This is a genomic window from Sphingomonas sp. PL20 (genome assembly GCF_017875905.1).
In the GTDB taxonomy this organism is placed as follows: Bacteria; Pseudomonadota; Alphaproteobacteria; order Sphingomonadales; family Sphingomonadaceae; genus Sphingomonas; species Sphingomonas echinoides.
On record NZ_JAGINH010000002.1, the window covers coordinates 906,440 to 929,736 of the forward strand.

General features: G+C 64.9%; 20 protein-coding genes and 1 tRNA gene. 9 read left to right on the forward strand and 12 right to left on the reverse strand.

The window, feature by feature from the left end; genetic code table 11:
- Nucleotides 1-138: 138 nt before the first annotated feature.
- On the reverse strand, nt 139-1,317 hold the full coding sequence (locus H4W01_RS04345; protein ID WP_209610045.1) for an acetyl-CoA C-acyltransferase: 1,179 nt from the start codon (nt 1,315-1,317) through the stop codon (nt 139-141).
- A gap of 121 nt (nt 1,318-1,438) precedes the next feature.
- Entirely contained in the window at nt 1,439-1,873 is a 435-nt protein-coding gene (locus H4W01_RS04350; RefSeq protein ID WP_209613239.1) for a MaoC family dehydratase, read from the reverse strand.
- Between the two features lie 122 nt (nt 1,874-1,995).
- Between H4W01_RS04350 and putA the strand changes: the two genes are divergently transcribed.
- The gene (putA, locus tag H4W01_RS04355) at nt 1,996-4,989 is read left to right on the forward strand and encodes a bifunctional proline dehydrogenase/L-glutamate gamma-semialdehyde dehydrogenase PutA (RefSeq protein ID WP_209610046.1); all 2,994 of its coding nucleotides are present in this window, start codon (nt 1,996-1,998) and stop codon (nt 4,987-4,989) included.
- 264 nt (nt 4,990-5,253) lie between these two features.
- Complete coding sequence (locus H4W01_RS04360; protein WP_209610047.1) at nt 5,254-6,195, forward strand: DUF2167 domain-containing protein; 942 nt, start codon at nt 5,254-5,256, stop codon at nt 6,193-6,195.
- Nucleotides 6,196-6,199: 4 nt separating this feature from the next.
- On the opposite strand, the gene H4W01_RS04365 is transcribed toward H4W01_RS04360, so the two are convergent.
- Nucleotides 6,200-7,459, reverse strand: coding sequence for a mechanosensitive ion channel family protein (locus H4W01_RS04365; RefSeq protein ID WP_209610048.1), 1,260 nt, complete (start codon nt 7,457-7,459; stop codon nt 6,200-6,202).
- Nucleotides 7,460-7,467: 8 nt separating this feature from the next.
- Nucleotides 7,468-8,487, reverse strand: coding sequence for a DNA topoisomerase IB (locus tag H4W01_RS04370; protein ID WP_209610049.1), 1,020 nt, complete (start codon nt 8,485-8,487; stop codon nt 7,468-7,470).
- Between the two features lie 92 nt (nt 8,488-8,579).
- On the opposite strand from H4W01_RS04370, the gene H4W01_RS04375 reads away from it, so the two are divergent.
- Nucleotides 8,580-9,131, forward strand: a complete 552-nt coding sequence (locus H4W01_RS04375; protein WP_209610050.1) for a type 1 glutamine amidotransferase domain-containing protein — start codon at nt 8,580-8,582, stop codon at nt 9,129-9,131.
- Here the strand turns inward: H4W01_RS04375 and H4W01_RS04380 are convergent.
- From H4W01_RS04380 to H4W01_RS22790, 3 genes are read right to left on the reverse strand one after another with little or no spacing between them, the layout of a single operon-like run.
- The gene (locus tag H4W01_RS04380; protein WP_209610051.1) at nt 9,107-10,204 is read right to left on the reverse strand and encodes an acyltransferase family protein; all 1,098 of its coding nucleotides are present in this window, start codon (nt 10,202-10,204) and stop codon (nt 9,107-9,109) included. The two genes, H4W01_RS04375 and H4W01_RS04380, sit on opposite strands and share 25 nt — an antisense overlap.
- Nucleotides 10,201-11,556 (reverse strand): putative O-glycosylation ligase, exosortase A system-associated, encoded by a 1,356-nt coding sequence (locus H4W01_RS04385; protein ID WP_209610052.1) that lies wholly within the window; start codon nt 11,554-11,556, stop codon nt 10,201-10,203. Before H4W01_RS04385 ends, H4W01_RS04380 begins: the two co-directional genes overlap by 4 nt.
- Complete coding sequence (locus tag H4W01_RS22790) at nt 11,549-11,677, reverse strand: hypothetical protein (RefSeq protein ID WP_010407754.1); 129 nt, start codon at nt 11,675-11,677, stop codon at nt 11,549-11,551. Before H4W01_RS22790 ends, H4W01_RS04385 begins: the two co-directional genes overlap by 8 nt.
- A gap of 82 nt (nt 11,678-11,759) precedes the next feature.
- Between H4W01_RS22790 and H4W01_RS04390 the strand changes: the two genes are divergently transcribed.
- From H4W01_RS04390 to H4W01_RS04400, 3 genes are all read left to right on the forward strand, one after another.
- The gene (locus H4W01_RS04390) at nt 11,760-13,001 is read left to right on the forward strand and encodes a TIGR04063 family PEP-CTERM/XrtA system glycosyltransferase (protein ID WP_209610053.1); all 1,242 of its coding nucleotides are present in this window, start codon (nt 11,760-11,762) and stop codon (nt 12,999-13,001) included.
- Nucleotides 12,971-13,816, forward strand: coding sequence for a hypothetical protein (locus tag H4W01_RS04395; RefSeq protein WP_209610054.1), 846 nt, complete (start codon nt 12,971-12,973; stop codon nt 13,814-13,816). The genes H4W01_RS04390 and H4W01_RS04395 overlap by 31 nt, the downstream gene beginning before the upstream one ends.
- A 67-nt stretch (nt 13,817-13,883) precedes the next feature.
- Nucleotides 13,884-15,383, forward strand: coding sequence for a replicative DNA helicase (locus H4W01_RS04400; RefSeq protein ID WP_010407760.1), 1,500 nt, complete (start codon nt 13,884-13,886; stop codon nt 15,381-15,383).
- Nucleotides 15,384-15,491: 108 nt separating this feature from the next.
- Here H4W01_RS04400 and H4W01_RS04405 read toward each other — a convergent pair whose 3' ends face one another.
- The 3 genes from H4W01_RS04405 to rplU form a co-directional block, all read right to left on the reverse strand.
- Complete coding sequence (locus tag H4W01_RS04405; protein ID WP_334685144.1) at nt 15,492-16,031, reverse strand: GNAT family N-acetyltransferase; 540 nt, start codon at nt 16,029-16,031, stop codon at nt 15,492-15,494.
- Nucleotides 16,032-16,197: 166 nt separating this feature from the next.
- Nucleotides 16,198-16,467 (reverse strand): 50S ribosomal protein L27, encoded by a 270-nt coding sequence (gene rpmA / locus H4W01_RS04410; RefSeq protein ID WP_010407762.1) that lies wholly within the window; start codon nt 16,465-16,467, stop codon nt 16,198-16,200.
- Nucleotides 16,468-16,480: 13 nt separating this feature from the next.
- On the reverse strand, nt 16,481-16,849 hold the full coding sequence (rplU, locus tag H4W01_RS04415; RefSeq protein ID WP_010407763.1) for a 50S ribosomal protein L21: 369 nt from the start codon (nt 16,847-16,849) through the stop codon (nt 16,481-16,483).
- Nucleotides 16,850-17,369: 520 nt separating this feature from the next.
- On the opposite strand from rplU, the gene H4W01_RS04420 reads away from it, so the two are divergent.
- A complete protein-coding gene (locus H4W01_RS04420; protein WP_209610055.1) occupies nt 17,370-19,931 on the forward strand; it encodes a TonB-dependent receptor plug domain-containing protein in 2,562 nt (853 codons plus the stop codon).
- A gap of 73 nt (nt 19,932-20,004) precedes the next feature.
- Here the strand turns inward: H4W01_RS04420 and hspQ are convergent, their stop codons facing one another.
- Nucleotides 20,005-20,385: a heat shock protein HspQ gene (gene hspQ, locus H4W01_RS04425; RefSeq protein WP_209610056.1), complete on the reverse strand. Its 381-nt coding sequence runs from the start codon at nt 20,383-20,385 to the stop codon at nt 20,005-20,007.
- A 159-nt stretch (nt 20,386-20,544) separates the two neighbouring features.
- On the opposite strand from hspQ, the gene H4W01_RS04430 reads away from it, so the two are divergent.
- Nucleotides 20,545-20,634, forward strand: a tRNA-Ser gene (locus tag H4W01_RS04430).
- Nucleotides 20,635-20,669: 35 nt separating this feature from the next.
- A complete protein-coding gene (locus tag H4W01_RS04435) occupies nt 20,670-21,002 on the forward strand; it encodes a DUF6481 family protein (RefSeq protein ID WP_209610057.1) in 333 nt (110 codons plus the stop codon).
- Nucleotides 21,003-21,220: 218 nt separating this feature from the next.
- On the opposite strand, the gene H4W01_RS04440 is transcribed toward H4W01_RS04435, so the two are convergent.
- Nucleotides 21,221-23,278: an NAD(+) synthase gene (locus H4W01_RS04440; RefSeq protein ID WP_209613241.1), complete on the reverse strand. Its 2,058-nt coding sequence runs from the start codon at nt 23,276-23,278 to the stop codon at nt 21,221-21,223.
- Between the last annotated feature and the right edge of the window lie 19 nt (nt 23,279-23,297).

A 23,297-nucleotide genomic window follows, 5' to 3' on the forward strand; every position in this document is an offset into this window, starting at 1 on the left:
CCGTTTGCGGCGATTCGGTCGCGGGGGTCGCTTGGCGATTGCGACCGGCGCGAAGTGGTCGCAAGACACCCTTCACACAAAAAAGCGGCGCCGGTTGCCCGACGCCGCCTCTCCTAATCCTGCCGAAGCGCTGAGCAATCACAGCACCTCGAACAACCCAGCCGCGCCCTGGCCGCCGCCGATGCACATCGTGACGACGACGTACTTCGCGCCACGGCGCTTGCCTTCGATCAGCGCGTGGCCGGTGCCGCGGGCACCGGTCATGCCGTAGGGGTGGCCGATCGAGATCGCGCCGCCGCTGACGTTGAGCAGGTCGTTGGGGATGCCGAGCTTGTCGCGGCAATACAGCACTTGCACCGCAAACGCTTCGTTCAGCTCCCACAGGCCGATATCGTCCATCTTCAGGTTGAAGCGTTCGAGCAGCTTGGGGATGGCGAAGACCGGGCCGATGCCCATTTCGTCGGGCTCGGTGCCCGCGACCGCCATGCCGACATAGCGGCCAAGCGGTTGCAGCCCGCGCTTCTCGGCGACCTTTTCCTCCATCAGCACCGAAGCGGAGGAGCCGTCCGAAAGCTGCGAGGCGTTGCCCGCCGTCACATTCATGCCCGGGCCCATCACCGGCTGCAGCGCCTTCAGGCCCTCCAGCGTGGTCTCGGGGCGGTTGCCTTCGTCCTTGGTCAGCGTCACGTCTTTGTAGGTGACCTCTTTGGTCTCCTTGTTGGTGATCGCCATGTTGGCGGTGACCGGGATGATCTCGGCATCGTAATAGCCAGCGGCCTGCGCAGCGGCGGTGCGCTGCTGCGACTGGAGGGCGTATTCGTCGCACACGTCGCGGCTGATATTGTAGCGCTTGGCGACGGTCTCGGCGGTGCCGAGCATCGTCATATAGACATCCTTGTGCATCGCGATCAGCTCAGGGTCGGCGGCGACGCGCATTTGCGGGGTCTGGACGAGGCTGATGCTCTCCACGCCGCCGCCGATGGTGATGTCCATATTGTCGGTGATGATCTGCTTGGCGGCGGTGGCGATTGCCATCAGGCCGCTGGCGCATTGGCGATCGACCGACATGCCGGGGACGCTGACCGGCAGGCCTGCGCGCAGCAACGCGTTGCGCGCGATGTTGCCGCCCTGATGGCCCTGCTGGAGCGCCGCGCCGAACACGACGTCATCGACCAGGCCGCCCTCGATGCCGGCGCGCTCGACCGCAGCGCGGATCGAATGTGCCGCGAGCGTGGGCGCGGGGGTGTTGTTGAAGGCACCGCGATACGCGCGGCCAATCGGGGTGCGGGCGGTGGAAACGATGACGGCGGAACGCATGGAGTTTCTTCCTTCTTACTCCCCTCCCGCGTGCGGGAGGGGCTGGGGGAGGGCGTGGGGAGAGCGTCGGAATTGCCCTCCCCTAACCCCTCCCGCAGGCGGGAGGGGAAAATGGTTTACATCAAACGAAAATCTGGCTGATCCATTCGGCGATCATCGCGGGCTTGTCCTCGCCTTCGATCTCGACCGTGAATTCGTTAGTCTGCTGCCACTGGCCGGGGCGCTTTTCATCGAAGCTCAAGAGCTTGAAGCGACCGCGCACGCGCTTGCCGGAGCGGACGGGCTGGAGGAAGCGGACCTTGTTGCCCCCGTAATTGACGCCCATCTTGACGCCTTCGATCTCGACGCCGTCGATGATCTTGGACGACAGCAGCGGCATCAGCGACAGCGTGAGGAAGCCGTGCGCGATGGTGCCGCCGAACGGCGTCATCGCCGCCATCTGTGGGTTGACGTGGATGAACTGGTGGTCGCCAGTCGCATCGGCGAACTTGTCGATCATTTCCTGGCTGACCTCGACCCAGTCGGACACCTGTTCGGTGCCGATCCGGCCTGCCATTTCCTGGACTGTAACGGTCGTCACGGCATTCCCCTGAAGCTGATTTCGTCGCATAGGCGCGGCCAAGCAAATGGCATCCGCCGTGCCTGCGCGCAAGCCTCACACCGACCGGAAACCGGAACATGACCTTTGACGTAGCGTCCACCGCCCGCAAATCCATGGGCACTTTGCACAGAGCGAGCGAACCCGATGTTCTAAAGCCGCTCCTGGACCGTGCCGCGCTGACCCCCGAGTCGCGCGAACGGGTGATGGGGCACGCGCTGGGGCTGCTCGCCGACCTGCGCGCGGCGCAGGGGAAGGGCTGGGTCAACCAGTTCCTGCAGGAATATCGGCTCAATTCGTCGGAGGGCGTCGCGTTGCTGTCGCTGGCCGAGGCGTTCCTGCGCGTGCCCGACCCCGAGACCGCCGATCTGCTGATCGCCGACAAGCTCGGCGATGCCGACTGGCGCGCGCACACCGGCAAATCCAACTCGACTTTGGTCAATTCGGCGACCTGGGGTCTGGTGGTTGGCCGCGCTTTGGTGGGGGAGGGGCAGGCGCAAAGTTCGCTGCGTCGCCTGATCGCCCGCGCAGGCGAGCCGTTCGTGCGCCAGGCGGTGGGCGCTGCGATGCGGATGATGGGCGAGATTTTCGTGATGGGCCGCACCATCGACGAAGCGATGAAGCGGATGAAGAAGCCCGAGCATAAGGGCTTTACCGCGAGCTTCGACATGCTGGGCGAGGCGGCGCGGACGCATGACGATGCGCAGCGCTATTTCCGGGCCTATACCGATGCGGTGGATGCGGTTGGGCGCGATCCGGCGGCGGGGCATTCGATCTCGGTCAAGCTGTCGGCGCTGCACCCGCGCTATGAAGTGGCGCGCTGGGATGAATGCGTGCCCGCGCTGACCGAGATGCTCGAGGCGCTGGCCGTGCAGGCGGCGGGCAAGGGCATCGCGCTGACGGTCGATGCCGAGGAGAGCGAGCGGCTGGAAATGAGCCTCGACATCATTGGCAAGGTCGCCGCGCTGCCGAGCCTGAAGGGCTGGGACGGTTTCGGCATGGCGGTGCAGGCCTATGGCAAGCGCGCGCGGCCGGTGGTGGCGTGGGCGGGTGCGCTCGACCGCATCATGAACGTGCGGCTGGTGAAGGGTGCCTATTGGGACAGCGAGATCAAGCGCGCGCAAGTCGAGGGGCTGTCCGATTATCCCTTGTTCACGCGCAAGGCGGCGACCGACGTGTCGTATCTGGCGGTGGCGCGCGACATGCTCGACGCGCCCAACATCCGCCCGGCCTTTGCCAGCCACAATGCGCTGACCGTCGCGACGATCATGGAATGGGCGGGCAATTCGCGCGACTTTGAGTTCCAGCGGCTGCACGGCATGGGCGACGGGCTGTATGAGCGGCTGGTGCGCGAGCATGGCTACCACTGCCGCGTTTATGCGCCGGTCGGCGGGCATCGCGATCTGCTGGCCTATCTGGTGCGGCGTTTGCTGGAGAATGGCGCGAATTCGTCGTTCGTGCATCAATTGGCGGACGAGCGGCTGACCGAAGCGGAGATTCTGGCCGACCCGGTGGCGAAGATCGCCGCCGTCGGCGGTGCGCGGCATCCGAGCATTCCTCTGCCGGTCGACCTGTTCGGCGCGGAGCGCAGGAATTCCGCCGGGGTCGACCTCGCGGATCGTACGACCTTGGGCGAGACGGTGTCTTCTCTTCGTGGCTTTGTGTCTTTGTGCGAGCAAAAAGATGATCTCGCACAAAGCCACAAAGGCACGAAGGAAGAGGCGAAAAAGGCCGTTGGTGCTGCCGCCGCGGCCTTCCCCGCATGGGCGGGGCGGTCGATTGAGGATCGCTGCGCGATCGTGGAGCGGCTGGCCGATCTGTTGGAGGCGCATCGCGACGAATTGATGGCGATTTGCGTCTCGGAGGCGTTCAAAACGATCCCGGATGCGCTCGGAGAGGTGCGCGAGGCGGTCGATTTCTGTCGCTATTATGCGCGAGCCGCGCGCGATGGCCTGCAGCCGGTCGAACTCCCCGGACCAACGGGCGAGCGCAACGTGCTGCGCTATGCCGGGCGCGGGGTGTGGGCGACGATTGCGCCGTGGAACTTCCCGCTGGCGATTTTCCTCGGCCAGACCGTCGCCGCTTTGGTGACGGGCAATACCGTCGTCGCCAAGCCCGCGCCGCAGACGCCGCGCATCGCCGCACGCGCGGTGGCACTGGCGCATCAGGCGGGTGTGCCGAGCGATGCGCTGATCCTGCTGCCGGGCGGGCCCGAGGTGGGCGCGGCGCTGACCGCCGATCCGCGCATTGCGGGCGTCGCCTTTACCGGCTCCACCGCCACCGCGCGGAAAATCGCACGCTCGCTGCTGGAAGACGATACGCGCCCGATCGTCCCGCTGATCGCGGAGACCGGCGGGATCAACGCGATGATCGTCGATTCGACCGCTTTGCCCGAACAGGTCGTGGCGGACGTGGTCACCTCGGCCTTCCGCTCGGCCGGGCAGCGGTGCTCGGCGCTGCGGCTGTTGCTGCTGCAGGAGGAAATCGCCGAGACGACGATCGCAATGCTGAAGGGCGCGATGGACACGCTGCGCCTCGGCGATCCCGGCGATCCCGCGACCGATGTCGGCCCGGTGATCGACCAGGCGGCTTATGACAAACTCATGGCCTATCGCGCAAGGGCGACCGTGCTGAAGACGCTGGACGCGCCGGCCGAAGGGCTGTTCGTGCCGCCGACGCTGATCCGGCTGGCGCGGATCGAGGACCTCACCGCCGAATGGTTCGGACCGATCCTGCATGTCGTCACCTGGCCGTCGGGCAAGCTCGCCGAAACGATCCGTAGCGTGAATGCCAAGGGCTATGGCCTGACCATGGGGCTGCACAGCCGCATCGCGCGCGCCGCCGAGGAAACCGAAGCGCTGGCGGAGGTCGGTAATCTCTACGTCAACCGCTCGATGATCGGCGCGGTGGTCGGCTCGCAGCCGTTCGGCGGGGAAGGGCTGTCGGGCACGGGCCCCAAGGCCGGCGGCCCCAACTATCTCCACCGCTTCGTGGTCGAGCGCGCGGTGTCGGTCGACACGACCAGCGCAGGCGGCAATGCGACGCTGCTGAGCCTTGACGAGGGCGGGATTTAGACGCGCCGGAGATTGCTGGTGCCTCCCCTCCCTGGAAGGGAGGGGATTGAGGGGTGGGTGGGCCGATGGCCTGGGTTCCGCTCGACCTGTGGGCCGACCCACCCCCAGCCCCTCCCTTCCAGGGAGGGGAGGAGGAGCGCGCGTTGGACTGCTCTCGTGGCCCGAAGATGGCCAGGAATGCCACGCTGCCAAGTCTTGACGAGGGCGGGATTTAACGGCCTTGTCGGTCGGCGCGATTCTCGCGCCGACCGGGGGGGTTAGCAGATGACATTCAAGGCTGTGGCCAGCGCGTGCGCGCTCGGCCTGGGACTGGTGCTGGCCACGGCAGCGGAGGCGCAGAAGGACAGCGCGCCGCAAAAATTGTCGCCCGAGGCGATCGCCTTCGAGAAGGGGCTGCACAAGCAAAGCGGCGATGTTGCCATTCCCGCCGCGCATGCCGTGCTGCATCTGGGCGAGCGCTATTATTTCGTGCCCGCCGACGAGGCCAAGACGATCCTGACCAAGGTGTGGGGGAACCCGCCCTCCTCGGGTGACCGGGTGCTGGGTATCGTGTTTGAAAGGGGGCGAACGATCTACGACAATGTCTGGGGCGCGATCGTCACGTATGAAGATACGGGCTATGTCCCCGACAAGGACGCCAAGACCGAGGATTATGACAAGGTCGTCGAGAGCATTCGCGCGGGCGAGGCCGAAGCCAATGATGAGCGCAAGAAGGGCGGCTATCCGACGATCCACCTGGTCGGTTGGGCGCAGCAGCCATCTTATGACCCGGCGGCGCATTCGCTGATCTGGGCGCGCGACATCAAATTTTCGGATTCACCGGTCGATGCGCTGAATTACGATGTGCGGCTGCTCGGACGGAAGGGCGTGCTGAGCCTCAACATGCTGTCCGACATGCAGCATTTGCCCGACGTGCGCGCGGCGGCGACCGACTTCGGCAAGGCGGCGGCGTTTACGGCCGGGTCGACCTATGCCGATTACGACAAATCGGTCGACAAGACCGCCGAATATGGCCTGGCCGGGCTGGTCGCGGCGGGCGCGGGCGTTGTCGTGGCCAAGAAGCTGGGGCTGCTGGCGATCGTGTTCGGCTTCTGGAAAGTGATCCTGGGCGGGCTCGCGGTCGCGGGTGCGGCGATTTCGCGCTTCTTCGGGCGGATCTTCGGGCGCAAGCGCGATACGCTGGAGGGCGACGAGGGATCGCTATAGCGGCTCAGCCGGTGCCGACGTCGCCATCGACGGCGGAATCGCTCGGGGCGGCACCGGTGCCGGTGCGACCATTGGTGCCCTTTGGTGCGGGCTTAGCCGGGGCCGCCGCTGCGTTATCCGTTGGATAGGGCAGTACCAGCCGTCCATCCGGCGCGGCGGTGAAGCTGGTCTGAGTCGGATAGGCAAGCTGGATACCCGCGTCGTTCAGGCACCGGATGATCGCGAGGCCAACCGCGTGGCGCGCGTCATAGAACTCTTGGAAGGCGGCGGTCGGGGAGTCGAACTCGACATCGAAATCATAGCTTTGCGCGCCGAAGGTGATGAAGCCGGCGCGTACGAACTTCATGCCGCCTGCCTCGACCACATCCTTGATCATCGATGGCAGCGCTTCCATCGTCTCGACCGGGGTCCATTGTACGAGCCCGAGCGTGAACACCACGCGGCGATAGTCGCGCTGGGTGTTGTTGATGATTTCCTTTTCGAGCAATTGCTTGTTGGCGACGATGCGCTCTTCGCCGGTGACGCCGCGGATGCGGGTGGACTTCAACCCGATCGCCTCGACCGTGCCGGCCGATTTGTCATAGCTGATCGCGTCGCCACGCCGGAACGGGCGATCGAGCAGGATCGCCAGCGCGGCGAACAGATCGGCGAAGATGCCCTGTGCTGCCAGGCCGATGGCGATGCCGCCGACGCCGAGACCTGCGATTAGGCCAGTGACGTTGACGCCGAGATTGTCGAGCACGACGATCGCCGCGATCGCGAACACTGCGAAGCTGACGAGCAAGCGGATGATGTTCATCGCGCTGCCGATCGCCTCGCCCGCATAATGGTCGCCGCCGGTGCGGTGTTCGATCGTCCCGAGAATGATTTCCCGTGCCCAGATCGCCATCTGGAACACCGCGACGATCACCCACAGCACGTTGATCAGCGAAAGCACCTCGCGCGGCGTCCCCGCGAAAGTATCGGCGGTGACGATCTTGGCGGCCGCCATCACCATGAAGACATTGCCGGTCTGCAACGTCGCGCGTGCTGCGACGCCGAACCAGCCGCGCGGGCCGGACTCGCGCATGCAATATTTCCGCGCCAGCCGTCGCACGAAATGCAGCGCCATCACGATCACGCTCGCCACCGCCAGCACGATCAGGATCTGCAGCCAGTGGGTGTGGACCCAATGATAGAGGATGCCGATAAAGCCGCGGGCTTGATCGTCCAGGTCGCCCACCCGAATGGGCGGCAGGATCGCGGTCGTATTTTTGGTCGTCATGGGAACCTTCAGGCGGCTTGGGCGGTCGCCAATTGCGTGGCGCTTTCGAGCAGGGCGATCAAGCCGCGTTCGGCGCGCGAGAGATATTGTGTGCGGCGCGGCAGGCGCAGGCTGGCGCGAAACGCCGTCTGTCCGTCCTTGGCGAGCGCCAGCAACGCCGGGTGGACATAGGATTTGCGCGCGATTGCGGGTGTGTTGCCCAGCGTTTCGCTCACCGGCAGCAGCATTGTCTTGAGGCTGATATCGGAGCGTGCTTCGGCCAGTGCCTCAAACGCCAGCACGCTCGCCGACCAGGTGCGGAAATGCTTCGCGGTGAAATCCTGCCCCATGGCGGCGCGGATATAGGCATTGACGTCGGAAGAGGTGACGGGGTGGGTTTCCCCCGCTTGATCGACCCAGCGGAACAGATGCTGCCCCGGCAGATCCTGGCATTTGCGCACGAAACGAGTGAGCGAACCGTCGGTGATGGTCAGCACGCGCAATTTGCCCGACTTCGCCTTGAACTGCAGTTTCAAGGCTCGCCCCTTCAGCGCGGCATGGCGTTTGCGCAGCGTGGTCGCGCCGAAGCTCTTATTCGCTTTCACATAGCCTTCATTGCCGATGCGGACCTTGCCGAGATCGAGCAGCCGCACGACTGCGGCGACGGCGGTATCCTTGCCGATCCCGCGCTTGGCGAGGTCGGCCGCAACACGCGCACGCAATTTGGGGAGCGCGCGGCCGAACGGCGCGCACAGATCATATTTCGCGGCCTCCTGTGTTTCGCGGAAACCGGTGTGATAGCGATATTGCTTGCGGCCCTTCTCATCCCAGCCGACCGCCTGGATATGGCCGCCGGGCGTCGGGCAGAACCACGCGTCGCGATAAGCGGGCGGCAGGCCGATCGCGTTCAGCCGGTCGATTTCGGCGCGATCGGTAATGCGCTTGCCGTTCGCGTCGAAATAGCCCCAGCCATGGCGCATTTTCTTGCGCGCAATGCCGGGCTCGCTGTCGTCGCAATAGGTGATTTCGCAAAGTGTTTCGGCAGTCATCGCCCATTTCAATGCACGGATCGTCGCATCGTTCCGGAACGGGGAGGCGCGCTCGCGGGTTGAGCGGCGCGAACCCCCAGCGGAGATCCCCCATGACCGACCTTTCCGACACGCATGTGCTGATCCTGGCGACCGATGGTTTCGAGCAGGACGAATTGTTCAAGCCGCGCCAGGCGCTGCTCGATGCCGGCGTCAAGGTGACGCTCGCCTCGATCAAGATCGATCCGATCCAGGGTATGCAGCATGATGTGAAGGGCGACACGATCGTGCCCGATCTGTTGCTCGATGATGTCGATACCGAGGATTACACCGCGCTCTTGCTGCCCGGCGGCGTCGCCAATCCGGACACGCTGCGGATGAATGATCGTGCGATCGAAATCATCGAGGAATTTGCCGATGATGAGAAGCTGATCGCGGCGATCTGCCACGCGCCGTGGTTGTTGATCGAGGCGGATGTCGTCGATGGCCGCCGCATGACGAGCTGGCCGTCGCTGCGCACCGATCTTGCCAATGCCGGGGCCGATGTCGTCGATGAGGCCGTGGTGCGCGACGGCCAGTTCATCACCAGCCGGATGCCCGATGACATCCCCGCCTTCAACGCGGCGATCCTGGAAGCGCTTCAGGAAGCGCTGGAAGAAGCCTGAACCCGTGCCCCCGTCCGCTGCCAGCGGGCGGGGATGCGGTTCATCCAATTCTGCGCGGGGCGCTCCACCAGATGGTGGAGCGCCACCGAACTGCCGAGCACCAGCGCCAGATAGAGCGCGATCAGCAGCGGCGGGATGGCATGAGCATCCTCGACCAACGCCAGCTTGAACAGCCCGAACAGCAGGAAGTGGCCGAGATAGGTCGCGTAGCTGATTTCCCCCAAAGAGTGCAGCGCCGGGGTTTCGAGCGGGTTGCCGCGCCGGTCGGCGGTTAGCGCGAGGGCGAGCAACAGCGCGGCGAATGCGCCGGGTACGGTCAGCGTTTCGGGCGCGCCCAAGGCCGCGGCGGCCAGCCCGGCGATACCGATCAGAGTCGCCCAGACAGCGGGCAGGGCGGGGGCATCACGCCAGCGCATCCACAGCGCGCAAATTGCGGAGCCGGTGGCGAATTCGATCAGGCAGCGGCGGAGCCCAAAGGTCCAGATATCGGTGCCGAGCGTCGGTGCACCCGCCATCGCGCCGTGCAGCAACGCCAGCAGCGCCGCGATCGTGGCGAGCACCGCCCAGGTCGGTACGCGCCGCCAGTCGAGGCTCAACGCCAGCACCGGGAACAGCAGATACGCCGCCCATTCGGTGCTGATCGACCAGCTCGGGTCGTTCCACGCCAGATGATCGGTAAAGCCCCAATTTTGCAGCAGCAGGATATGCAGCGGCAGATCGGCAAAGGGCTGATGCACGGGATCGTGCTTACCCAGCACCAGCAGCAAGAGCGCCAGCGCGACCGCGCAGCCAAGCATGAACAGATGCAGCGGCCAGATCCGCGCGAGCCGTCGCCACAGGAAACCCGGCACCGCGCCGATCCCGCCGCGCCGCAAGCGTTCGCTCCAGCTCAGCCAGATCACGAAGCCCGAGAGCAGGAAGAAAAAGTCGACCGCGAGATAGCCCTTGGCGAGCACCGCCACCACGCTCTGCGGCAGCCCCGCCACCGACAGGCGGATGTGGTAGAGCACCACCAGCCACGCGGCGATGCCGCGCATGCCGGTCAGCGCGCGCAGTTCATGCCGACCGCTCATGCCGCGACCGCCGCGGGCCGGGGTGCGCGGATCGGCCGCCACGCCGCCGCGCGACGTTTGCGCGCGAGATAGGTGTCGAGCCCGATCTGCGCGCCGATCAGCATATAGACGAAGGGCTGGAATGCGATGGCGATGAACGCCGCCCCCAGCAGATAGACGATATGTGCCGATTGCAGCGCGCCGGCGAGTGGGGTCACCCAGGCGTATTCGGCCTGCTTGCGGTAGCGATGCCGCAGCACCTCCATGCGGAGGATGCCGGTCAGGTTGATCAGCACCCAGATGGCGAGCCCCGGAAAGCCCTGTTCGCCGAGCATCTCGAAATAGGCGCTGTGGAAGGCGCGTGCCTGATCGACGGTCAGCTTACGGTCGACGGTGGCGTTGCTGGCATCGCCCTCGACCTTTTCGGTGTCATAGCGAATCTTGTTCTGGCGGTACATTTCGAAGCCGCCGCCGAGCGGATGCTCCTTGGCATACTCCCATGTCCAGCCCCACACGGCGAGCCGGGTCGAGGCGGATTCATCGCCCTTATAGGTTTTGATCGTGCTCATGCGATTGGTGAAGGAGGAGGGCAGGAACGGCACCGCCAGCACGCCCATTGCGCCCAACAACCCGAGATAGAGCAATTTCCGCTTGGCATCGCGCAGCATCAGCAAGGCGACCAGGCCGATGCACAGCAGCCCGGTGCGCGTCGACGTGCCGACCGGGATCAGCAGGCACGAGAAGACCAGCGCATAGCAAAAGCCCTTCACCTTCCAGTCGGGCGGGAAGATCGTGCCGTGGCGCGTGAACCACAGGATCAGCGGGATGATCGCGACCGCCACGGTCGAGATGGTCGAGCCTTCGTACAGCCCCGAATTGTTGGAGACCATCAGGTTGAGCGTGCCATAGCCGCCCCCGCCGCTGGCGATGGTCTTGGCCCCGCCAACGATGATGATCGAGGCCGCCGACGCCACCATCACCAGCAACAGCGCCTCGATTCGCAGCTTCGTGCGCAGCGTGAAGGGCAGGAAGGCGGCGAAGGCCAGTGCCTTCCACACCCACCCCCATTTATCGAGCGCCTCGACCGGGAAATCGGCGTTCAGCGTGGTGGCATAGCAATAGGCCAGCAGCAGCACGATCAGCACCTGGCGCGGCGCGATGCGCGTTTCGGCTTTGCCGTCTGCGAGCATCCAGCCGCCGACCGACAACACCACCGCGATCAGCGAGATCGGCACCGCGTTGAGCAGATAATAGGTCAGCCGCTGCGGGCTGACGATGTCGATATAGACATAGGCCAGCACGAAAATGAACGGACGGCGAAAGCCCGCCGCGAAGAACGCGCCGAGAAAGGCGACGAAGAACAGGTCACGCACGCGGGCGGCCCTTTCTGGGCGGCGGCGTGTCTTCGCGGTCGAGATCGGGGCGACGCAGCAATCGCCACACCGCCAGCGCGATCAGGCCATGGCTGATCGCGAGCGCGAGATTGTCGATCATGAGGCGGCCTGACTTTCCACGGGAGTGGTGTAGGGCGTGCGGGTTGAGGCTCCGTTAAGCAGTGCCGCGCTATGGAGCGCGCATGCGCATCCTCCACATCCTGGACCACGGCCTGCCGCTGCAAAGCGGCTACACCTTTCGCACGCGAGCGATCCTGAAGAGCCAGATGCGGCACGGCTGGCAGGTCGCCGCCGTCACCGGCCCGCGCAATGGCGCGCGCGACTTGGCGGCGGAAACCGTCGATGGCATCGATTTTTTCCGCACCCCGCCCGTTCCCGAGACGATCAGCCCGTTTGGCGAGCTGCGCGAAATCCGCGCCTTTGCCCGCCGCATCGAGGAAGTGGTCGCGGAGTTTAAGCCCGACATTCTGCACGCGCATTCGCCGGTGCTGGATGCGGTCGCCGCGCTGCGGGTGGCGCGCAAGCGCAAGCTGCCCCTGGTGTATGAGATTCGCGCCTTTTGGGAGGATGCCGCCGTTGGCAACGGCACCGGGCGCGAAGGCTCGCTGCGCTACCGCGCCACGCGCGCGCTCGAAACCTGGGCGGTGCGGCGCGCCGACGCGGTGGCGGTGATTTGCGAGGGGCTGCGCGGCGATCTGGTCGCGCGGGGAATCGATCCGGCCAAGCTGCTGGTGTCGCCCAATGGCGTCGACATGGCGGTGTTCGGCGATCCCTTGGCCTATGATTCGGCGTTGGCCGAGTCGCTCGGGTTACGTGATGCCGAAGTGATCGGCTTTATCGGCAGCTTCTATGATTATGAGGGCCTCGATGATCTGATCGCGGCGATGCCGACGCTGGTCGCGGCGCGGCGCAAGGCGCATTTGGTGCTGGTCGGCGGCGGCCCGATGGAGAAGGCCTTGCGCGCGCAGGCCGCAGCCTCACCGGTGGCGGCGCAGATCCACTTTATCGGGCGCGTCCCGCATACCGAGGTCGATCGCTATTACAGCCTGATCGACGTGCTGGCCTATCCGCGCAAACGAATGCGGCTGACCGATCTGGTCACGCCGCTCAAGCCGCTGGAGGCGATGGCGCAGCGTCGTCTTGTCGCCGCGTCGGACGTTGGCGGGCACCGTGAGCTGATTCGCCACAACGATACCGGCACGCTGTTCCCGCCCGACGACCCGGTGGCGATGGCCAACGCGCTGGCGGCGCTGCTCGGGGATCGCGACGGCTGGGACGGGCGGCGCGAACGCGGCCGCGCCTTTGTCGAGGCGGAGCGCAACTGGGCCGTTAATGTTGCACGTTATGGGCCTGTTTACCAGAAACTTACCGGTGCGGTGGCATCGTCTGCGTCATGGCCGTGTTCTCCCGTTCCCAATCTCTGATTCTCCCGGTCGCACCGCTGGCGGCCACCGTCATCGGCGTACTGACCGCTGCCATGTTCGCGCTGGTGCCCACTGACCTGCTCGAATCGATGGTCGTGGATAGCGGGATCGCCTCGGTGCTGTCGGCCGCCGAACCGCCGCTTGGGCTGACCGCGCGGTTGGTGCTGGTGCTGCTATGTGGCGGCGGCATCGGTTTGATGGCGTGGTTCGCTTTGTTCCTGACCTTCGGCGCGCGCACGATCGTGATCCAGCGCTCGCGCGGGGAGCGGGGCAGTGCACCGGTGTTGCGCCGCGCCGATGCGCATCCCGATGCGCCGGCCCGCCGGCCGCTGTTCGCCAATACCGATCTCGGCACGCCGTTTCTCGATGTCCGCGCGCCCGCCGTCCCCGTCACGGCACCGGCGGCGGTGGAGCCGCCGGTCGAACGACCATTGCCGGTTGATCTCGAACAACCACTGGCCGCTTATGGCCGGGTCGCGGTGCCTGAAACCCCGCTGAGCGGGGCGCCGACCCCAGCGCGCGAGGGACCTGTCGTGATTCTTCCCGCTGAACGCCCGCAGACCTTTGATCCCGGGGAGCGCTTCGAAACCTTCCCGCTGACCCCGATGGTGCGATCGACCCCGCAGCCCGTGGTGGAAGCGCCGGTGCAGCCGGTTGCGCCCGCCCGGGCCGATCCATCCGATACGATTCACGCCTTGCTCGACCGGCTGGAGCGGGTGGTGGGGCAACGCCCGCCCGCAACCCCGCCGCCGCCGCAGGAGACGTTGGAGGACACGCTGGCGGTGCTGCGCCGGATGGCGACGGGCGCGCGCTGAGCGGTTATCCCTGGCTTTAATCGCGCCTGCCCCTTGAGTGGCGGCGGCTGGGGTGGGACAAGGGGGGATGGCCACCGCATTCGCATCCCCGACCGAACCCGAAACCGTAACCCTGCCGCAAAATGTCGAGGCCGAAGCCGCGATGCTCGGCGCGATGATGATCGACAACCGCCTGGCGGATGATTTGATCGACCGGCTCCAGCCCGAACATTTCTTCGAGCCGCTGCACGGGCGCATCTTTTCCGCGATTCGCACGCTGCGCGGCAATGACATGCTGGCGAGTCCGGTCACGCTGCGCCCGATGTTCGAACAGGATGCCGGGATGCGCGAGCTGGGCGGCCCCGCCTATCTCGCACAATTGACCGGTTCGGGTGCCGGCCTGCTCGGCGCGCGCGAATTTGCCAAGCAAATCTACGATCTGGCGATGTTGCGCACGCTGGTGACGGTGGGGCGGGGCCTCGTCGAGCGCGCGATGGACACCTCGGAAGAGGTCAACCCGCGTGCGCAGATCGAGGCAGCCGAGGAAGAACTGTACAAGGTCGCCGCCGATGGCGGCAGCGACAACCAGATCAAGACCTTCGTCCAGGCCTCCACCATCACGATCAAGATGGCCGAAGTCGCGCTCAATTCGGGCGGGCATATTTCGGGCATCACCACGGGCCTGGAAAGCCTGAACGCCAAGATCGGTGGTATGCACCGTTCCGACTTGATGATCCTCGCCGGGCGTCCGGGCATGGGCAAGACCTCGCTGGCCACCAACATCGCCTATAACGCCGCGCAACGCTGGATGCGCGACATGGCCGACGGGATCGACCCCGAACGCTCGCTCGGGGCCAAGGTCGCCTTTTTCAGCCTGGAAATGTCGGCCGATCAGCTTGCCGGGCGTATTCTGGCGGAGCAATCGGGCATCAATTCCGAAGTGCTGCGCTCGGGCAAGATCAAGCGTGAGGAATTCCACAAGCTGGCCGCCGCTGCGGCGAGCCTGGAGACATTGCCGCTGTTCATCGATGATAGCGCGGGTCTGTCGATCGGCGCGCTGCACACCCGCGCGCGCCGCTTGCAGCGCAAGCTCAACAACCAGCTTGGCTTCATCGTCGTCGATTACTTGCAGCTATTGTCGGGCACCGCCAAAAGCTCGGGCGACGGGCGCGTGCAGGAAATTTCCGAAATCAGCCGCGGCCTCAAAAATATCGCCAAGGATCTGAACGTGCCGGTGATGGCGCTGTCCCAGCTCAGCCGCGCGGTCGAGCAGCGCGAGGACAAACGCCCGATGCTGTCGGATCTGCGCGAATCGGGGTCGATCGAGCAGGACGCCGATATGGTGATGTTCGTCTATCGTGAAGACTATTATCTCAACATGACCCAGCCCGAAATTCCGACGGCGGGCAGCCCGGCCGACGTGCAGGACAAGCACGCCAAATGGTCCGAGCATCTGTCACGCGTCGATGGCCTGGCCGAGCTGATCGTCGCCAAGCAACGCCACGGCTCGACCGGCAAGGTGACACTGCGATTCGAGCCCAACATCACCAAATTCTCGGACTTTGGCGGTTTCGTTCCGGAGTATTGAGGGAATCGCGGTGCCGATTACATCGGCCTCCGCTCCTGGGCGCAGGCCTTCGCCGGGGTGGTCATCAGCGCCAACCTGACGCCAGAGCCCGGCACGCGCCCGCGGTCTTCAGGCCGCGAGCGGGATGGCGTGGGCCACGTCCAGGTCGAGTTCCAGCTTCACGCACGGCACATCGTGCCCGCGCGCGCGGCAATGCTGCGGCTCGACCCGACCCGTCGGGGTGAAACCGAGCTTGGTCAGCACGCGGCCCGACGCGGGGTTGTCGGCGAAATGCCCTGCGCTCAGCCGCTTTAGACCCAAGGCGTAGCGCGCGATCTGCACCATCTGCCGCCCGGCTTCGGTGGCATAGCCGCGACCCCAGGCATGGGGGGTGAGCCAATAGCCGAGTTCATAATGATCGCCCTCCGGGTGCACGCCGATGCCACCGATGATCTCCGGCGTGCCGCTTTCAAGACTGGTAATGAGCATGAGAACATCGGTTGTCGTGCGCGGGCGCGTCAGGAAATCGCGCGCGTCTTCCTCGCGATAGGGCCAGGGCGCGCGCGACAGCTTGGTGACGACGCTTTCATGCCCCATCGCCTGCGCGAGTGCAGGGGCGTCCTCCGGCCAGCCTGGCCGTAGCGTCAGTCTCGGAGTCCGAGCGAACATTCTTACTCTCCTCGTCGCCGTCGCTTGCCCGTCTCTCGTGACGATCAAGCGACAATGGGTGGGGAGGGAGCATGAAAAAAGGGAGACCGGGGCGACCCGTCTCCCTTTTTCGGTAGTCTGAACTACCCGGATCGCCCTGGTGGGCAACCCGGATGGTCACCCGATGTTATTCAGCGGCAAGCGCCAGCATTTCTACCGAGCAGAATTGGCGACCGAGCTTGCCTTTGTGGAAGGTCACGCGACCTTCGGTGAGTGCGAACAGGGTGTGATCCTTGCCGATGCCGACATTGGTGCCCGGGTAAAATTTGGTGCCGCGCTGACGCACGAGAATGTTGCCCGGAATGACGGCTTCGCCACCGAACTTCTTCACGCCAAGGCGACGACCGGCCGAATCACGACCGTTGCGCGAGGAACCGCCTGCTTTCTTATGTGCCATCTCGAATTACTCCTTACGCCTGAGCGGCCGGTGCTGCGGCTTCCGCCGGAGCTGCGGTCTTGGCCTTGGCGGCCTTCTTCTCTTCGCCACCGATCGCGGTGATGCGCAGAATCGTGTGCTGCTGACGATGGCCGTTCTTGCGGCGATAGTTGTGGCGACGACGCTTCTTGAAGACGATGACCTTGTCGGCCTTCGCCTGCGCAATGATCTCTGCCGAGACCGTGAGGCCCTCGACCGACTTCAGCTCCGAGCCTTCGCCCGCCAGCAGGATATCGCCGAGCGTAATCGACGCCCCGGCCTCGCCCTCGAGCTTCTCGACGACGATCTTGTCTCCGGCGGCAACACGATACTGTTTGCCGCCCGTGCGCACGATTGCGAACATGGGCCTCATCACTTTCAAAAATACCTGTGCCCCACGCACGGCGAGCCGAGCGCGGGAAAGAAGCGCCGACTATGCGACACAGGGCGCGCTGTCAACCGCCGAGGCGCGCCGGATGCGTCGTAAAGTTGTTGCTCAAACGCAATAGTCGGTCCGGAACCGTCCTAATTTTGGATGAACTATCCGCTCTGCGTGAACTTTATGTTGCATTGCGAAACGGTCTATGGCGTCATCCGATTCGGAACAGATGAGGCGAACTCGATTCCGGCAATAAAATGTCGCGTTAGAGCGTTCAGCATCACAAGGATTCCACATACATAGATACCGAATGCAGCGTGCTGCATTCGACTAAGTTGGTCGTGTCAAATTATCTGCAGGGTTATTTCAATGCCGTGCTGTGCGGCAGGGGGAACTGTGTCCGTCACTCAGTGGCGACGCAAATGAGGTGCGTATTCGAAAGAACATAAAGTGCTGGGGGCGGATGGACTGAAGGTCACCTGTTTTTTTGGGGGATCTCACAGCCATGTACAAATCTTCGATTTCGCTCTTCGCGCTGGCCGTCGCCAGCGTGGCCGCACCGCCCGCTTTTGCTGACACCAAACCCGATAGCAGTGTTGCGATGTCGGCGGCACCGGCTCCGGCAGATCCCGCGCCCGATACGAGCGCACCCGAGCAATCCGACATTATCGTCACGGGCACGCGGCGCACGGGCACCACGGCGGCCGAGAGCGCCACGCCGATCAAGGTGCTGAGCTCGGATGAATTGTCGCGAGTCGGCCAACCCAACCTCAACCAGGTGCTGACGCAATTGGTGCCGTCGTTCACCGCGCAGGCCTTTGGCGGCGACACCGCCAATTTGACGCTGTCGGCGCGGTTGCGCGGGCTTAGCCCCAACCACACGCTGGTGCTGATCAACGGCAAACGCCGCCACGGCACCGCCAACCTTGCCGTGCTTGGCGGCCCTTATCAGGGGGCGGCGACGGCCGATCTCGATTTGATTTCGCCCAGTTCGATTGCGCGCATCGAAGTGCTCGAAGACGGTGCCGCCGCGCAATATGGATCGGACGCGATTGCGGGCGTCATCAACATTATCCTGAAGGACGATGCTGAGGGTGGATCGGGCTATGCCACCGCAGGCAAGAATTATGACGTCGGCGGAACGACCTATGCCGGCACTGCGCATCTGGCGACCAGGATCGGCGAGGATGGCTTCATCAACGTGACGCTGTTCCATCGCTTCCACGATTTCACGCAAGTGGGCGGGCTTGATCGGCGTGTGACCGATGCGAGCGGCACATTGCTGACCACAGCAACGAGCCCGGCGCTCTCCGCAGCACAGCAGGCGCTCTACAAAAACATTCCGGGCTTCCCTTACGTCAACCGCATCAACGGCGATGCCAAGTCCTGGCTGACCAATGTCCAGTATAACACCGCTTATGATTTCGGCGACGTCACCGCCTACAGCTTCGGGTCGTTCAGCAAGCGGATCGCCAGCGCATACGAGAATCTGCGCGTTCCCGATCGCGTGATTGCCTCCCCCGTGCTCGGGGTCGGTGGCAGCCTGACCACGGCAGGCGAGCTGGTTCCCTTCCCGCAAGGCTTCAACCCGCGCGAAGGCATTCGCGAAGATGATTATGCCTTTACCGGGGGTGTGAAGGGCGCGGTCGGCGCGGTGAAGTTCGACCTCAGCACGACGTACGGCAAGGACAAGAACCTCATCTACACGCTCGATTCGGCCAACCGCTCGCTGTTTGTCGACACGCATTTCACGCCGCGCGATTTCTATGACGGATCGTTCACCTCGTCCGAATTCACCGCCAATGCCGATTTCTCGACCGAATTCGAACTCGGTATGGCGGCACCGCTGAACGTCGCGTTCGGTGGCGAATATCGCAAAAACCAATATTCGATCGGCTCGGGCGATCCGGGCTCGATCTACAAGGAAGGCGGGCAGTCCTATCCCGGCTTCCGTCCGTCCGACGCGGGCACGCATAGCCGCGAAAACGAATCGCTGTATCTGGATGTCGCCGCGTCCCCGGTCGCGGCGCTGAAGCTCGATGGTGCGGTGCGCTATGAGCATTATTCGGACTTTGGCAGCCAGGTGATCTTCAAGGGAACCGGGCGCTACGATTTCTCGCACGCCTTTGCCTTGCGCGGCACGGTGTCGACCGGCTTCCGCGCGCCGACCTTGGCCGAATCCTATTATTCGGCGACCAACGTCTCGCCGACCTCGGCCTTCGTCCAGCTCCCGGCCAATTCGGCGGCGGCCAAGCTGATCGGCTTCCAGAATCTGAAGCCCGAGAAATCGACCAATTTCAGCGCGGGCGGTGTGTTCCGCACGGGCAAGCTGACGGTTACGCTCGATGCCTATCAAGTGAAGATTCGCGACCGTATTCTCGGCACCGGATCGATTTATGGCAGCGGCGGGGCCACCAACTTCGCGATCGTGACGCAGGCGATCGTCGCCAATGGCAATGTGCTCGACCCGACGGTGACGCAAACCGGCATCAACATCTTCACCAACGGCGCGAGCACGCGCACGCGCGGGATCGAGCTGACGGCGAACGTGCCCTCGGACTTTGGAAGCTGGGGCACGGTCAGCTGGAGCCTGTCAGGCAATTATAACGAGACCAAGATCACCAAGCTTGGCGTGGCCCCGGCGTCGCTCGGCGGTATCCCGCTGTTCGACGCCAGCGCCCGCGCCAACCTCGAAACCGCGTCTCCCAAGTTCAAGGCGATCGCCTCGGCCTTGTGGACGATCGGTCCGGTCTCGGCGACGGCGCGTGGCACGCTTTATGGCGAGACATCGACCTATGCGAGCCCGGATGGCGGCACCTATTATCTGCAGAAGGTGCCGACTGCCTTCATCGCCGATCTGGAGGCGACCTATAAGCTGCCGGGGGGAATCGACCTGACATTCGGGGCGAACAACGTGTTCAATCGGCGTCCGCCGAAGGTGGCGCTGGTGCCGGGCACGGCCAATACGACGCTGGTCACGGGCGGCAACGTGATCGATGCACCGCTCAGCGCCGCTTACGGCATCAACGGCGGCTATTATTATGGGAAGGTCTCGTTCAAGTTCTGAACGAACACCCTTCGCACAGAAGGAAAGGGGGCCTGCGCGGCCCCCTTTCTATGTCATGCCGTGGCAGCGGCGATCAGTGGCGATGTTCGCGCCGCAGCGGGTATTTGCCGTCCTCATAATCCCCGAACAGCCCCGAAATGGCGGGGTGGTCGACCGGCTCGTCCGTATCGTCGGGCACCAGATTCTGCTGGCTGACATAAGCGACGTAGCTCGATTCCATGTTTTCGGCGAGCAGATGATAGAAAGGCTGGTCCTTGCGCGGGCGCAGCTTCTCCGGGATCGCGTCATACCATTCGTCGCTATTGGCGAAGATCGGATCGATGTCGAACACCACGCCACGGAAATCGAACATGCGGTGGCGCACGACATCACCGATGGCGAAGCGGGCATGCGCAATGGGGGGGAGGGTGATCGTGCTGTCGAACGGCAGGGCCGAGGTTGTGGTACGGGGCATGACTGTAATTTAGGCGCTCTGACGCGCCGCACAAGCGATTGCTGCGCTTTTGCTGGTGCGCAAACGCTTGCCTCCGCCCGATCACTGCGTTAGAGGCCCCCGCTCACCGACCGGTGCCGCTTTTTGGATTTCCCATCAGACGGCATCATATGACCTCGCGGAGAGGTGGCAGAGTGGTCGAATGTACCGCACTCGAAATGCGGCGTGGGTGCAAGCTCACCGTGGGTTCGAATCCCACCCTCTCCGCCATTTCCTTCCTGACTGACTCCCGCTAAAGGGCCCGCATGGCATCGTATAAGGAACCTTCGTTCAAGGATCGCGCAGCGCTCTCGGCTGACGCGAAACAGCGCGCGCTTGAGAAGCTGAAGGCCAAGCCGCCGATCGACCCGGCCGTCGCCGCTGCCCGCGCCGCCGCGCGCGAAGCGAAGGAAGCCGCCGAGGCCAAGAAGCGCGAAGAGAAGAAGGCTGCGATCGAACAGGCGCGGCTCGAAAAGATCGCCAAGGCCGAAGCCGCCGAACGCGCGATCGAAGAGGCCAAGCAGGCCGCGATCCAGGCCGAAATCGACAAGAAAGCGGCGCGCGACGCCCGCTACGCGGCGCGCAAGAGCCGCAAGTAAGGCGCTTCGGGCGCGTTTTTCTCAGGGGTGCCGCGCAACGGACCGGTCCGCCCGATTACGGGCCGACCCACCCCCAGCCCCTCCCTTCCAGGGAGGGGAGGAACCGCGACGCCTTCCGCCTCCCCTCCCTGGAAGGGAGGGGCTGGGGGTGGGTTGCTCTACAATTGGCAGCCGCGCGTCTCGCGGACTCCGCCCTCACTCCCGGCCTGCCAATGGCGCTACTGCGGCAGCCCGCGCGCCAGGTCTTCCAGCCACACCCGCGCCGTGCCGTCCGAGGGCGCACGCCAGTCGCCGCGCGGGCTGAGCGCCCCGCCGCTCGATACCTTAGGCCCATTGGGGATCGCCGAGCGCTTGAACTGGCTCGTCGCGAAGAAGCGCACCAGAAACTTTTCCAGCCACAGCGCAATCGTCGGCAAATCATAGGCGACTCGCGCCGATAGCGGCACGTCGCGTGGCCAGCGGCCCGCGCTTGCATCGCGCCAGGCGTGCAGCGCGAGGAACGCGATCTTCGACGGCGTCATGGCGTGGCGCACGACATAATGCAGGAAGAAATCGTTGAGCGCATACGGCCCGATTCGCGCCTCGGTGCTCTGGATCGCGCCATCGGCCCCGGCGGGCACCAGTTCGGGTGAGATTTCGGTCGCGAGAATCGCCTCGAGGATCTGGTCGGTTTCCGGGTCATATTGCCGGTCGCGGATGCACCAGCGAATCAGGAACTGGATCAGCGTCTTGGGTACGCCCGCATTGACCGCATAATGGCTCATCTGGTCGCCGACGCCGTAGGTACACCAGCCGAGCGCCAGCTCTGACAGGTCGCCGGTGCCGACCACCAGCCCGCCGCGCTGATTGGCCAGGCGGAACAGGTAATCGGTGCGCAGGCCCGCCTGCACATTCTCGAAGGTCACATCATAAGTGGGGGCGCCATCGGCGAAGGGGTGCCCCATATCGGCGAGCATCTGGCGCGCGGCGGGGCGGATGTCGATCTCGTCGCCATCGACGCCAAGCGCGCGCATCAGCGCCCAGGCGTTGCTTTTGGTGTGATCGCTGGTGGCAAAGCCCGGCATGGTGAAAGCGAGGATGCGGTCGCGCGGCAGGCCCAGCCGGTCCATCGCCTTGGCCGCGACGATCAGCGCATGCGTCGAATCGAGCCCGCCCGATACACCGATGACGAGGCGCTCGGCCTGCGCCGCCTGAAAGCGCTTGAGCAGCCCTTCGACCTGGATGTTGAACGCCTCATAGCAATCGGCATCCAGTTTCTCGGGCGTGTTGGGGACGAACGGGAAGCGGCGGGTGTCGCGCAGCAGGCCGATGTCGCCAAAGTCGGGCTTGTGCGCGAAGGCCACGCGGCGGAAGCGCTTTTCGGGGTCGTCGGCGAGGCGCGCGGCATCGTTGAAGGTGCCGACGCGCATCCGCTCCTGCTCGATTCGCTCGGCATCGACATCGGCGAGCAACAGGCCGGGCGCACGCCCGAAGCGGCTCGATTCGGCAAGCAACTCGCCCAGTTCATGCACCATCGCCTGACCGTCCCAGGCGAGATCGGTGGTGCTCTCGCCCGGTCCTGCTGCAGAAAAGACATAAGCGCACACAGCGCGCGCCGATTGCGCGGCGCATAGCAGGGCGCGCTCGCGTGCCTTGCCGACGACGATGTTGGAGGCTGACAGATTGCAGCAGATCAACGCGCCGGCCAGCGCGCCCATTGTCGAGGGCGGGGTGGGCGCCCAGAAATCCTCGCAAATCTCGGCATGGAACACGAAATGCTCAAGGTCGCTGGCGGCGAACAGCAGATCGGTGCCGAACGGCGCGGTCTGGCCCGCAACCGTGATGTGGCACGGCGCGGTGATCCCGGCACCGCTCGCGAACCAGCGCTTTTCATAATATTCGCGGTAATTGGGCAGGAACACCTTGGGCACCACGCCCAGAATGCGCCCGCGCGCGATGACCACCGCGCAATTGTACAGCCGCCCGTTGCGCGGCAGCGCTGCGCCGACCACCAGCACCGGGCGCAGCTTGGCGGTCGCCGCGGCCACCGCCGCCAGTGCCGCCTCGGTCGCGTGATGCTGCGCGGTCTGCAAATGCAGGTCGTCGATCGCGTAGGAGGTGAGGCTGAGTTCGGGGAAGACCAGCAAGTCCGCGCCCTGTTTGTGGCCGTCCTTGGCCAGCGCGATCGTCGCTTCGGCATTGGCGATCGTGTCGCCCACGCTCGCGCAGGGGGTACACGCACCGACGCGGATCAGCCCGTGGGTGTGGATCGAGTGGAACGGGTGCACCTTCGCCATGCCTGCGACGTAGCGACGT

Excerpts from the sequence above, each read along its gene's own strand:
- H4W01_RS04365 (WP_209610048.1), bottom strand. The coding sequence starts at position 7,459 with ATGACGACCAAAAATACGACCGCGATCCTGCCGCCCATTCGGGTGGGC.
- H4W01_RS04400 (WP_010407760.1), top strand. The coding sequence starts at position 13,884 with ATGGCCACCGCATTCGCATCCCCGACCGAACCCGAAACCGTAACCCTG.
- H4W01_RS04370 (WP_209610049.1), bottom strand. The coding sequence starts at position 8,487 with ATGACTGCCGAAACACTTTGCGAAATCACCTATTGCGACGACAGCGAG.
- H4W01_RS04395 (WP_209610054.1), top strand. The coding sequence starts at position 12,971 with ATGGCCGTGTTCTCCCGTTCCCAATCTCTGATTCTCCCGGTCGCACCG.
- H4W01_RS04375 (WP_209610050.1), top strand. The coding sequence starts at position 8,580 with ATGACCGACCTTTCCGACACGCATGTGCTGATCCTGGCGACCGATGGT.
- H4W01_RS04360 (WP_209610047.1), top strand. The coding sequence starts at position 5,254 with ATGACATTCAAGGCTGTGGCCAGCGCGTGCGCGCTCGGCCTGGGACTG.
- H4W01_RS04405 (WP_334685144.1), bottom strand. The coding sequence starts at position 16,031 with ATGTTCGCTCGGACTCCGAGACTGACGCTACGGCCAGGCTGGCCGGAG.
- H4W01_RS04345 (WP_209610045.1), bottom strand. The coding sequence starts at position 1,317 with ATGCGTTCCGCCGTCATCGTTTCCACCGCCCGCACCCCGATTGGCCGC.
- rplU (WP_010407763.1), bottom strand. The coding sequence starts at position 16,849 with ATGTTCGCAATCGTGCGCACGGGCGGCAAACAGTATCGTGTTGCCGCC.
- H4W01_RS04380 (WP_209610051.1), bottom strand. The coding sequence starts at position 10,204 with ATGAGCGGTCGGCATGAACTGCGCGCGCTGACCGGCATGCGCGGCATC.
- H4W01_RS04440 (WP_209613241.1), bottom strand. The coding sequence starts at position 23,278 with ATGGCGAAGGTGCACCCGTTCCACTCGATCCACACCCACGGGCTGATC.
- H4W01_RS04435 (WP_209610057.1), top strand. The coding sequence starts at position 20,670 with ATGGCATCGTATAAGGAACCTTCGTTCAAGGATCGCGCAGCGCTCTCG.
- rpmA (WP_010407762.1), bottom strand. The coding sequence starts at position 16,467 with ATGGCACATAAGAAAGCAGGCGGTTCCTCGCGCAACGGTCGTGATTCG.
- H4W01_RS04350 (WP_209613239.1), bottom strand. The coding sequence starts at position 1,873 with ATGGCAGGCCGGATCGGCACCGAACAGGTGTCCGACTGGGTCGAGGTC.
- putA (WP_209610046.1), top strand. The coding sequence starts at position 1,996 with ATGACCTTTGACGTAGCGTCCACCGCCCGCAAATCCATGGGCACTTTG.
- H4W01_RS04420 (WP_209610055.1), top strand. The coding sequence starts at position 17,370 with ATGTACAAATCTTCGATTTCGCTCTTCGCGCTGGCCGTCGCCAGCGTG.
- H4W01_RS22790 (WP_010407754.1), bottom strand. The coding sequence starts at position 11,677 with ATGATCGACAATCTCGCGCTCGCGATCAGCCATGGCCTGATCGCGCTG.
- H4W01_RS04390 (WP_209610053.1), top strand. The coding sequence starts at position 11,760 with ATGCGCATCCTCCACATCCTGGACCACGGCCTGCCGCTGCAAAGCGGC.
- hspQ (WP_209610056.1), bottom strand. The coding sequence starts at position 20,385 with ATGCCCCGTACCACAACCTCGGCCCTGCCGTTCGACAGCACGATCACC.